Annotated in this window: 9 protein-coding genes; 8 read left to right on the forward strand and 1 reads right to left on the reverse strand. The window is 67.4% G+C overall.

Annotated elements, in window-relative coordinates; genetic code table 11:
- Positions 1–40: 40 nt before the first annotated feature.
- The 6 genes from JS531_RS07675 to ilvA all read left to right on the forward strand — a co-directional run bounded on the left by JS531_RS07675 (position 41) and on the right by ilvA (position 9,090).
- Positions 41–961 carry a sugar ABC transporter permease gene (locus JS531_RS07675; RefSeq protein WP_214314740.1) on the forward strand — a complete coding sequence of 307 codons (921 nt, stop codon included), beginning with the start codon at positions 41–43 and terminating at the stop codon, positions 959–961.
- Positions 962–968: 7 nt separating this feature from the next.
- Complete coding sequence (locus JS531_RS07680; RefSeq protein WP_214314742.1) at positions 969–1,793, forward strand: carbohydrate ABC transporter permease; 825 nt, start codon at positions 969–971, stop codon at positions 1,791–1,793.
- 200 nt (positions 1,794–1,993) lie between these two features.
- Positions 1,994–3,754: an alpha-amylase family glycosyl hydrolase gene (locus JS531_RS07685; protein ID WP_214314745.1), complete on the forward strand. Its 1,761-nt coding sequence runs from the start codon at positions 1,994–1,996 to the stop codon at positions 3,752–3,754.
- A 45-nt stretch (positions 3,755–3,799) separates the two neighbouring features.
- Positions 3,800–5,719, forward strand: coding sequence for a Sip1-related alpha-galactosidase (locus tag JS531_RS07690; RefSeq protein WP_240542103.1), 1,920 nt, complete (start codon positions 3,800–3,802; stop codon positions 5,717–5,719).
- Positions 5,720–5,804: 85 nt separating this feature from the next.
- Positions 5,805–7,715: an alpha,alpha-phosphotrehalase gene (locus JS531_RS07695; RefSeq protein WP_214314747.1), complete on the forward strand. Its 1,911-nt coding sequence runs from the start codon at positions 5,805–5,807 to the stop codon at positions 7,713–7,715.
- Between the two features lie 109 nt (positions 7,716–7,824).
- Entirely contained in the window at positions 7,825–9,090 is a 1,266-nt protein-coding gene (gene ilvA / locus JS531_RS07700; RefSeq protein WP_214314749.1) for a threonine ammonia-lyase, read from the forward strand.
- A 209-nt stretch (positions 9,091–9,299) separates the two neighbouring features.
- On the opposite strand, the gene JS531_RS07705 is transcribed toward ilvA, so the two are convergent.
- Positions 9,300–10,055, reverse strand: a complete 756-nt coding sequence (locus JS531_RS07705; RefSeq protein WP_214314751.1) for a Sir2 family NAD-dependent protein deacetylase — start codon at positions 10,053–10,055, stop codon at positions 9,300–9,302.
- A gap of 112 nt (positions 10,056–10,167) precedes the next feature.
- Between JS531_RS07705 and JS531_RS07710 the strand changes: the two genes are divergently transcribed.
- The gene (locus JS531_RS07710; protein WP_214314753.1) at positions 10,168–11,028 is read left to right on the forward strand and encodes a hypothetical protein; all 861 of its coding nucleotides are present in this window, start codon (positions 10,168–10,170) and stop codon (positions 11,026–11,028) included.
- A 95-nt stretch (positions 11,029–11,123) separates the two neighbouring features.
- Positions 11,124–11,498: a hypothetical protein gene (locus tag JS531_RS07715; protein ID WP_214314755.1), complete on the forward strand. Its 375-nt coding sequence runs from the start codon at positions 11,124–11,126 to the stop codon at positions 11,496–11,498.
- Positions 11,499–11,683: the final 185 nt, after the last annotated feature.

Genomic DNA, 11,683 nt, shown 5'->3' on the forward strand with positions numbered 1-11,683 from the left:
AATACCGTCCGCAACAACCCAGCAAAGCATGGTGACAATCATGGATTCCCATACGTCAGCCAAGCCCGCCAAGGCGAACAAGCCGAAGCGCGGCATGTCCCTCGGCCTGGTCAGCCTGCTGTTCCTCGCGCCGGCGCTGCTGTTCTACATCGCCTTCGAACTGTGGCCCATCATTCAGACCATCTGGTACTCCTTCTACGAGTGGAACGGCATCGACGCCAGCACGTTCATCGGCATCGAGAACTACATCACCGTCTTCACCGACCCCGAGCTGTACGGCTCCATCCTGCACTCGTTCTACCTCATCATCTTCTTCTCGATCATCCCGATCGTGCTCGGCCTCATCATCGCCGTGCTCATCAAGGACATGAAGTCCAAGGTCGGCCGCTCCTTCTCCCAGGTGTGCCTGTTCCTGCCCCGCGTCATCCCCGGCGCCGCGGCCGGCGTGGCCTGGACGTGGATGCTCGCCGACAAGGGCACCGCCAACCAGCTGCTGCGCGCCATCGGCCTCGGCGATGTCGCCCACGTGTGGCTCGGCGACCAGTCCACCTCCCTCAACGCGGTGGGCGTCATCGGCTTCTGGCTCCAGCTCGGCTTCTGCGTGGTCCTGCTCCTTTCCGGCATCGGCGGCATCGACCAGTCCCTGTACGAGGCGGCCAGCCTCGACGGCGCCGGCTGGTGGCGTCAGCTCTTCCACATCACCCTGCCGGGCCTGCGCGGCCAGATCGGCGTGTGCCTGACCATGACCATCATCGCCGCGCTCGCCAGCTTCGACGTGGTCTACATGTCCACGCAGGGCGGCCCCGGCACCTCCACCATGGTGCCCGGCGTGCAGGTCTACCGCCTCGCGTTCACCCAGCAGAGCGTCGGCCTCGCGTCCGCGCTCGCCGTCACCCTGATGATCCTCGTGCTGCTCGTGGTCGGCCCGCTGCAGCGTCTGGTCAACGGAAAGGAACAGTGAGACAGCCATGCAGCAGTCCAAAACCGTGCGCATCACCGGCGGCGTGATGCTGGCCCTGACCATCATCTTCTGCGTCCTGCCGTTCCTCAGCATGCTCTCCGCGGCCCTCCAGCCGCAGGGCTCCATGCCGGAAGGCATCCAGTTCAGCGCGCACCCGCACTGGGAGAACTTCATCGACGCGTGGAACATGGCGAACATCACGCCGTTGCTGCTCAACAGCATCATCCTCGTGCTCGCCGTGGTCCCGTGCGTCGTGATCTTCTGCTCGCTCGGCGGCTACGCGTTCGCCCAGCTGCGCGTGCCCTGCAAGGGCCTCATCTACGTGCTGTTCCTCGTGGGCCTGACCATCCCGTTCGAGACCCTGGTCACCCCGCTCTACTACGAGATCAGCGACATGGGCCTGCTCAACACGCGCCTCGCCCTCATCCTGCCGCTCATCGGCCTGAACATCCCGTTCGGCATCGTGTGGATGCGCTCCTGCTTCGAGCAGATGCCGCGCGACCTCATGGAGGCCGCCAGCATCGACGGCGCCGGCCACTTCCGCACCTTCTGGTCCATCCAGCTGCCGCTGGCCCTGCCGGCCATCTCCTCGCTCGGCATCCTCACCTTCCTCGCCACCTGGAACCAGTTCCTGCTGGCCGTGGTGTTGGAGAACGATCCGAACAAGCGCACCATGGCGGGCGCCCTGCAGTCCTTCGTGGGTCAGTACCAGACCGATGTGGTGCTGCTCAACGCGGGCGCACTGCTCATCATGGCGCCGACGATGATCCTGTTCATCTTCCTGCAGCGCTACTTCATCCGCGCCATGCTCGCCGGATCGGTTAAGGGCTGAGGCCACCAAGGAAGCCCGGTGGGCTTCCGGCTGGCCTCAGCCTGAGCGAGGCGACAGCCGAGCGAAGGCAGCATCGAGTCTCGCCGAAGGCGAGTCCGTAATTGCGGGCTGATAACAAAACGCCATCCATGACCGGGCGCGGTCCGTGCGGTACGCCGCGTGGGCCGCGCCCTTTCCATTCCAATGGGGGAAGCATCATCATGACCGACATGACTAAGACCGACACGTCCGATACGACCGTCGCGACCGTCGCGGCCAAGTCCGGCGCAGGCACAGGCGCCGACTGGTGGCGTGAGGCCGTCATCTACCAGATCTACCCGCGTTCGTTCCGCGACATGGACGGCGACGGCGACGGCGACCTCGCCGGCGTCATCGACCGTCTCGACTATCTCAAGGCCCTCGGCGTCGACGCCGTCTGGCTGTCGCCGTTCTACCCGTCGCCGCTGGCCGACGGCGGCTACGACGTGGCCGACTACCGCGCCGTCGACCCGCGTCTCGGCACGATGGCGCAGTTCGACGAACTCGTCGCACGCGCCCACGCGCTCGGCATCCGCGTCATCGTCGACATCGTGCCCAACCACACGTCCGACCAGCACCGCTGGTTCCAGGAGGCGCTGCGCGACGGCCCCGAATCGCCCGCCGCCGCCCGCTACGTGTTCCGCCGCGGCAAGGGCGAGCACGGCGAGCTGCCGCCCACCAACTGGCTGAGCAACTTCGGCGGCTCCGCATGGGAGCCGTGCGGCGACGGCTGGTACTACCTGCACCTGTTCGCCAAGGAGCAGCCGGATCTCAACTGGGACAACCCCGAGGTCCACGCCGAATTCCTCGACGTGCTGCGCTTCTGGTGCGACAAGGGCGTCGACGGCTTCCGCGTCGACGTCTCCCACGGTCTCGCCAAGGACCTGCGCGAGCCGCTGCGCGACCGTCCGGACCCGACCGTCATGTCGCCGCAGGCCGCCGACGGCTCCGACCCGCTGTGGGACCGCGACGCCGTGCACGGCATCTACCGCGAATGGCGCGAGCTGTTCGACCGGTACGATCCGCCGAAGTACGCAATCGGTGAATCCTGGTCGCCGTTCACGCCGCGCATCTTCCAGTACGCGCAGCCGGACGAGCTCGGCGCCGTCTTCGACTTCTCGATGTCCAAGGCCGCGTGGAACCGCGGCGAATACCGCGAGACCATCGACCGCACCCACCGGTTCGCGCTCGAGGCCGGCACGGCGCCCACCTGGGTGCTCGGCAACCACGACGTGCCGCGCATCGCCTCCCGTCTGGGCCTGCCGCCGCACGCGAACATCGAACAGTGGGTCACGTCGAACGGCACGAACCCGCCCATCGACCCGGCGCTCGCCGCCCGTCGCGCCCGCGCCGCCGCGCTCGTCGAACTCGGACTGCCCGGCACCGCGTTCGTCTACCAGGGCGAGGAATTCGGCCTGCCGGAGGACTTCGACCTCACCGAGGACGAGATCCAGGATCCGAACTGGGAGCGTTCCGGCCACTACTTCAAGGGCCGCGATGGCTGCCGCGTGCCGCTGCCGTGGACCGCGGACGGCCCCGCGTTCGGTTTCAACGACACCGGCGCCGCCTGGCTGCCGCAGCCGGCGTGGTTCGCCCGGTACGCCGCCGACGCGCAGGAGCACGACGACGCGTCGACGCTCACGATGTACCGCCGCGCGATCGCCCTGCGCCGCGATTGGGTGGTGGGTTCCGGTCCGTCGGCAGGCGGTTCCGCCGCGTCGTCCGAGCCGTTCGCGTTCGACTGGCTCGACGAATCCGAGTATCCGGCGCCGCTGCTTGGCTGGCGTCTGCCCTCCGGCATGACCGTCGTCGCCAACTATGCGGACACCGACGCCGTGACCCTGCCGCAGGAGATGACCGTGCTCGTCTCCTCCGACGGTTCGATCGCCCCCGGCGCGACCGTCGGCGCAGTCCCGCCGGCCACCACGCTCTGGTGCCGTTGACCGTCCGCCGGCGGCCCGCCCGCCGTCGCGTCTAGATTGGAGAGCATGAGCATGCACGCGTCCACGGCGTCGTCCGGCGCCGCCACTTCCGCACCTGCCGTCGCGGTGCGCCGCGCCGTCGCGGTCGTCGACACCGGCCTCGCCGCGTACGGCGAGACGCCGTCCGCCCGTCGCGACCTGTCCTCCGACGTCGTCGCCGTGACCGACCTGCGTCGGCCCGACGCCGCCGTCGCGACGCTCCTCCGTCTCGACGTGGACGTCGCGCTTCCGCAGCCGGAAGGCCGCGCCGCCGCCTTCCAGGAGCAGGAGACGTTCGTCGCGACCGGCGGGCTCGACGTCACGCTGGACGTGCCCACCCCCGCCGCCGGCGTCACGCCCCTGTGCCTGTACCAGCACAAGGAATGGTGGATGCGCCCCACGTGGGTGCGCACGCTCGCCGACGTGCCGCCGCGTACCCAGCTCGTCTTGTACCGCGACATGTCCGGACGATGGGTCGCGTTGGTCGCCGTCGCCGGCGACGACGTGCGCGCCGATTTCGCCGGCGTCTCCGACGACGCCGCGTCGGCCGGCCGCGCCTCCCTGCGTCTGTCCGTCTCCTCCAACCGCATCGGCCGCACGTCGATGCGCGACGTCGTGGCCTACGCCGCGACCGGCGACGACCCGTACGCCGTCATCGACGCATGCGTCCACGCCGCCGCACGCCGCCTCGGCGTCCGCACGTGCGACGAACGCCCGTTCCCCCAAGCGCTGACCGGACTCGGCTGGTGCACGTGGGATTCGCTGGGACGCGACGTGAACGAATCGGCCATCATCGCGAAAATGGACGAATTCCGCGCCAAGGACGTGCCGATCTCCTGGGTGCTCATCGACGACGGCTGGTCGGACACGGACCGCGAACGCGAGACGCTGCGCGGCTTCGACGCGGACCGCGAACGGTTCCCGCACGGGCTCGCGCACACCGTCGCCCTGCTCAAACGCGACTACGGCGTCACAGCCGTCGGTGTCTGGCAGGCGTTCCAAGGCTACTGGGCCGGCCTCGAACCGGACGGCGAGGCCGCGGCCGCCCTGCGCGACGCGTCATCGGACGGCGTGAACGGCACGGACGCCGTGCGCGGCAACGCGATGGACGTCGCAGCGACCGTCCGCACCGCCAACGGCTGCCTCATCCCCGCCGCAAGCGAACCCGGCGCCACACGCTTCTGGGACACGTGGGACGCGGCGCTCGCCGCGGCCGGCGTCGACTTCGTCAAAGTCGACTCGCAAAGCTCCACCGCCGTGATGACCCGCGGCGCGGAAAGCCACGGCGAGGCCACGTGGGGACGCCACCGCGCACTCGACGCCGTGACCGGACGCCGCTTCGACGGCGCGCTCATCAACTGCATGGGCATGGCACCGGAGGACTACTGGCATCGCCCCACCTCGCCAATCACCCGCAGCAGCGACGACTACCTGCCGCACCACCCCGAATCGCTCGCCGAGCACATCATCCAGAACGCCTACTGCTCGCTGCTTATGGGCGGGCTGTACCACTGCGATTGGGACATGTTCTGGACCGAACATCCGCACGCCCGCGTCCATGCCCTGTTGCGCGCGATGAGCGGCGGCCCCGTCTACTGTTCCGACGCGCTCGGCCACACGGACGCGTCCGTGCTGCGCGCGCTGCTCGACCCGGCGACGGGGGAGCTGCGCCGTCCCGACGTGCCGGCCCGGCCCATCCCGTCGTCGCTGCTGTCCGATCCGACGACGTCGGACCACGCGTTGGGCCTCGAAGCGCGATACGGCGACGAGCGGGTGGTCGCGTTCGTCGGCCTGCGTCCCGACGCGCCGCAGACCGGCGTCGTCGACGACCGCGACGGTGACGACGCCGGACAGGCGGCCTCCTGCGAGGTCGCGTACGGCGACATCCACGTCCGCCGCACGCCGTGGCGATCCGACGCCACGCCGTCCGGGCCGAACCGCGCATGACCGGATACCATCGGACGACAACAACACGCAACCGCGATACGTGACCGCAACCAAGCAACCGAACGCAACGCAAAGGAGCCGCACCGTGACCTCGTTCACCCGAGAACCCCTGCCCGACGCCATCCGCACCAACGGCGCCACACCGAACCCGTGGTGGGCGAACGCCGTCGTCTACCAGATCTACCCGCGCTCGTTCCAAGACACCAACGGCGACGGCTTCGGCGACCTCAAGGGCATCACGTCGCGTCTCGACTACCTCGCCGACCTCGGCGTCGATGTGCTGTGGCTCTCCCCGGTCTACAAGTCCCCGCAGGACGACAACGGCTACGACATCTCCGACTACCAGGACATCGACCCGCTGTTCGGCACGCTCGACGACATGGACGAGCTGCTCGCCGAAGCGCACAAGCACGGCCTCAAGATCGTGATGGACCTCGTCGTCAACCACACCTCCGACGAGCACGCGTGGTTCGAAGCCTCGAAGGACAAGAACGACCCGCACGCCGACTGGTACTGGTGGCGTCCCGCACGCCCCGGCACGACACCGGGGGAGCCCGGCGCCGAACCGAACCAGTGGGGCTCCTACTTCGGCGGCTCCGCATGGGAGTACTGCCCGGAACGCGGCGAATACTTCCTCCACCAGTTCTCGAAGAAGCAGCCCGACCTCAACTGGGAGAACCCGGCCGTGCGCCGCGCCGTGTACGACATGATGAACTGGTGGCTCGATCGCGGCGTCGACGGCTTCCGAATGGACGTCATCACGTTGATCTCCAAGCGGACCGACGCCGCCGGACGCCTGCCCGGCGAAGCCGGCTCCGAACTCGAGGACCTGCCGGTGGGGGAGGAGGGCTACTCCAACCCGAACCCGTTCTGCGCCGACGGCCCGCGCCAGGACGAATTCCTCGCCGAAATGCGCCGTGAGGTGTTCGACGGCCGCGACGGCTTCCTCACCGTGGGCGAAGCGCCCGGCATCACCGCCGAACGCAACGAGCACATCACCGACCCCGCCAACGGCGAACTCGACATGCTGTTCCTGTTCGAACACGTCGACTTCGACTGCGAAGGCGTCAAATGGAAGCCGCTGCCGCTCGACCTGCCGAAGCTCAAGTCGATCATGGCCGGATACCAGACCGCCGTTGCGAACGCCGGCTGGGCCAGCCTGTTCACCGGCAACCACGACCAGCCGCGCGTCGTCTCCCGCTGGGGCGACGACACCTCGGAACGCAACCGCATCCTCTCCGCCAAGGCGCTGGGCCTCGTGCTGCACATGCACCGCGGCACGCCCTACGTCTACCAGGGCGAGGAGCTCGGCATGACCAACGCGCACTTCACCTCGCTCGACCAGTACCGCGACCTTGAATCCCTCAACGCGTACCGACAGCGCGTCGAAGAGGCCAAGGTGCAGACCGCCGAATCGATGCTCGCCGGCATCGCCGCGCGCGGCCGCGACAACTCCCGCACCCCGATGCAGTGGGACGGCTCCCGTTACGCCGGCTTCACCGCGCCCGACGCCGCCACCGAACCGTGGATCGCCGTCAACCCGAACCATACCGACATCAACGCGGCCGGCGAGGTCGACGACCCCGACTCCGTGTACGCGTTCTACAAGCAGCTCATCGCGCTGCGCCACGCCAACCCGGTGGTCGCCGCCGGCGACTGGCATCTCATCGACGCCGCCGACCGCCATGTGTACGCGTTCACCCGCAGCCTGACGCGCGAAACCGCCTCCCGCACGTCCCTGGTCTTCGACGACGTCGAATCGTTCCACACCGCTCCGGTGCGTCCGTCCTCCCCGCGGGGCGACGAAGGCACGCTGCTCGTCGTCGCCAACCTGTCCGGACACGTCGTGGACCTGCCGGTCGAATCGGCCGCCCTGCTCGACGCGGGCGTCACCGAACGGGACATCGCCATCTCCACGTACGGCGCCACCCACGCCGTCGTCTCTCTCGCCAACGGCGAGCTGGATCCCTGGGAGGCCGTCGTCGTCAAGTTGTGAGCCGACGGGACGGACAGGAGACGGCCGACCGGGCGGCCGTCGTCGCCGAAATGCCGGGCGTGAGACCACGCCCGGCATTTCGGCGTCCTGACGCCTAAAATAATCCTTCATGGAACAGAAAGACGTCCTCAAAGCATTGCAGCGTGACCATGCGGCCGAACTGAAGAAGGCCGCCGAGCGGTTGAAGGGGACCGCCCGCCACACGGAGGTCATCCCCTCGCCGGCCCTGTCCGAAATGACCGGCCACGAGATCCTCCTCAAGCCCGAGAACCTCCAGGTCACCGGATCGTTCAAGATCCGCGGCGCCTACAACAAGATCGCCTCCCTGTCCGAAGAGGAGCTCGCCCGCGGCATCGTCACCGCCTCCGCCGGCAACCACGCGCAGGGCGTCGCCTACGCGGCCCGCGAACGCGGCGCCAAGGCCACCATCTGCATGCCGACCATCACCCCGCCGCTCAAGGTCGACGCCACCAAGGCGTACGGCGCCGACGTGGTCCTCTACGGCGACGTCTTCGACGAATCCGCCGCCCACGCCGCCGAACTCAGCGAGAAGGAAGGCATGATCTACGTGCCGCCGTTCGACGACTACGAGGTCATCTGCGGCCAAGGCACCATCGCCCTCGAGATCCTCGAGGACGTGCCCAACGTCACCGACGTGGTCGTCCCGCTCGGCGGCGGCGGCCTCGGCGCCGGCGTCGCGCTCGCCATCAAGACGTTCAAGCCCGAGGTGCGCGTGATCGGCGCGATTCCGGAAGGCTCCCCGGCATGGAAGAACTCGCTGGCCGCCGGCCGCGTCGTACCCGCCGACCAGGTGCTCACCTCCGCCGAAGGCGTCGCCGTCAAGCATCCGGGCGACCTCACTTTCGCGCTGCTCAACGAGTTCCTCGATGACCTCGTCACCGTCACCGAACGTGACATCAACGAGATGATCCTGCTCATGCTCGAGAAGCACAAGCTCGTCGTCGAGGCCGCCGGCGCGGTCTCGCTCGCCGCGCTCGAACACCTCAACCTGCGTTCGCGCAAGTTCGCGTCCGCCCCCGGACCGCACGTGGTCGTGCCGATCATGTCCGGCGGCAACATCGACACCGTGACGATGGGCGCGGTCATCCAGAAGGGCATGATCGCCCGTGGCCGCATCATGAACTTCGAAGTGGAGCTGCCGGACACCCCGGGCCAGCTCGTCAAGGTCGCGACGCTGCTCGCGCGCGAACGCGCCAACGTCATCGCGCTCGACCATGACCAGTTCAAGGCGTCCGGCCACTACACGAACGCGGTGTCCCTGGGCGTGACGGTCGAGACCAACGGCCCCGACCATATCGACCGCATCCTCGCGGCGCTCAAGGCCGAGGGCTTCCAGCCCAAGCGCATCTACTGACGCTACTGACGGGGTCGCGTCGGACGCGCGTGGCGTCCGCCGTCATACCCGTCGCATGCGTCCGCCAATCGACATGCGAACGGCTCCCCTCGCCGAGGGGAGCCGTTCGCATAAGTGGGGCGTCGTCGGTGGGTCGTCGGTGGTGGTCGGTGACGGTGGGCGTCGGCGACGGGTCGTCGGCGGTGGATTGGTGACCGGTCGACCGGACGTCAGCTGTTCTCGGCGATCGTCTCGTCGACGAGCTTCGGCAGCGCCACGGCGATGTCCTCGTGGATGAGGCGCGTGGCGAGACGGTCGTACTGCGTGCGGCCCATGTTCATGATGGTGATCGGCACGCCCGCCTGCGCGGCGACCGGCACGATGCTCGCCGCCGGGTACACCTCCAGCGTCGAGCCGATGACCCACAGTTCGTCGGCCTTGGTGGCGCGCTCGTACGACTTCTCCATCGCGCCGTCCGGCAGCGCCTCGCCGAAGTAGACGACGTCGGTCTTGATCATGCCGTTGCAGAGCATGTTCCCCTGGTACTTGAGCAGGCGGTGGCAGCGCGGGTCCGGCTCCTCGTCCAGCTTCGCCATGATGTCGGCCGTGTCGTACTTCGCGTGGCACTTCATGCAGTGCGACGTGCCGATCGTGCCGTGCAGGTTGACGATGAGGTCCGGGCTGTTGCCGGCCTTCTCATGCAATGCGTCGAAGTTCTGCGTGGCGAGCAGCGTGAGCATGCCCGCCTTCTCCAGCTTGACCAGCGCCTTGTGCGCGGCGCCCGGCTTCGCGTTCCAGACGGGCGATTCCTTCTGCCAGCGCCACGAGTATTCGCGCGCCTCCTTGTCGGTCATGAACGCGTCGATGTCGTACACGCTCATCTGGTCCGGGTGCTTGGTCCACACGCCGTCGGGGCCGCGGAAGTCGGGGATGCCGGCGGATGTGGAGATGCCTGCGCCGGTCAGGACTGCGATTTTCTTCGTCATACCTACAGGTATACGCGCCTTCCTTGGCGTCGACGTGACGGTCGCGACACGCCGATGGGGTGCCGTGGGGCGGTTGTCCGGTTGAAAAGGGTGTACCGACGATGGAAGGAGCATGATGAGGGGACGACGCATCAACGCGGACAAGAACGAGATGGGCGATAGGAACGGCGAGGACGACAAGAACGGCAAGGGAGGCATCGACGAGCAGACCATCAAGGAGATGACCGACGGACTCGAGGACGAGTTCCATGAGTATCTGGACCAAGGGGCCCGGGCCTTCTGCGACATGATCGAGATGACGCCGGATACCACGCCGGAGGATCTTCAGACGGCCATCGACGGATGGGACTTCAAGACGATGAAACTCACCGTGGTGCGCTTCCGGGATTTCAACGAACCGGCGCTGTTCAAGGAGGGAGGCCACTCGGGCACCCGCGCGTTCCTCAGGGACACCACGCCGGAAGGCATCGTGTACCGGCTGCCCTTCGGACAGTGGTGGATTCCGGATCGTGCGAAGACCTTCGCCGAACTGGACGACGGTGTTCCGATGCTGTATGCCGGTTTCGCCGTGGATGGCGACACCATCCTCCCCAAGCTGCAGAGCGACGACAACTTCTTCATCTACGGCGGCTTCAACCATGAGGAGCTAGTGCAGGAGCAGGCTCTGACCGACGATCCAGATTTGGCCTCCACGGAGGTGTACGGCATCTGGGACGAGGTCACCGGCTGGGTGATGCCGGTGACCGACAACTCGGTGGTCGTCTGGCGTGCGTACGGCGAGGGCCGTTCCAACTATCTCAACGTCTATTGGGGCGATACGTGGCGTCGCGACCATGAGCGCTACGCCATGTACTACCGCAACGATCCGAACGACGAGCCGGCCGTGCTGCGGGACATCGCCCGGTACGAGGCCGAGCTGAAACGCATCGTCACGCTCGGCCTGGATCCGAGGGGCGGCAAGGCCGGACGATGAGCCGGCATACGGGTGTTGGTTCGGCGCCCAGGCGCCGAACCGGACACGTTCGTCATCAGGAATACAAGGAATTCGATACCGGAAAAGAGGAATCATTGACCACGATGGACACGCGAGACTCGCATACGGGCGCGGTCAGGACGGAATCTCCCAAGCTGCAGATGGACGGCGGCGACTTCGACGGGCTGTACCGCGACGGTGACGGTGGCGAGGAGCACTTCTGCGAATGGGATGAGGGCATGTGCGATGAGGTGGCGTCCTACTACGTCATCTCCTTCTGTGACGACCCTGACTGCAAGGCGGATCACAAGCAGTACTACTGCATGCGGCACTACGCGCTCGAACTCGCCCGTAAGCTCGAGCATCTCCGGGAATGTCCGGGCTACGACGATGCGGACACCGCGGATGCACGACGGCTCGTCACTCTTCGGCACATCGCGGACTGGGGTCATCTGACCGGCATCCGCTGACCGTGACGGCGTGTTGTGACCCATTCGCGACACGCCGGTGGTTTGTTGTGTTTCCAATGGTTTGTGGGGTGTTGTGGTGGGGTGGGGTTGCGTTGGTTGGGGTTTGCGTGTAAGTTGTTCTTTCGCTGCCGCCGAGCGGTTCCGGCCGGGGTTCTTCCGGTTCGGGGTTGGTTTTGGTGTGTGTG

The organism is Bifidobacterium sp. CP2 (genome assembly GCF_018555635.1).
Classification (GTDB): Bacteria; Actinomycetota; Actinomycetes; order Actinomycetales; family Bifidobacteriaceae; genus Bifidobacterium; species Bifidobacterium saguinibicoloris.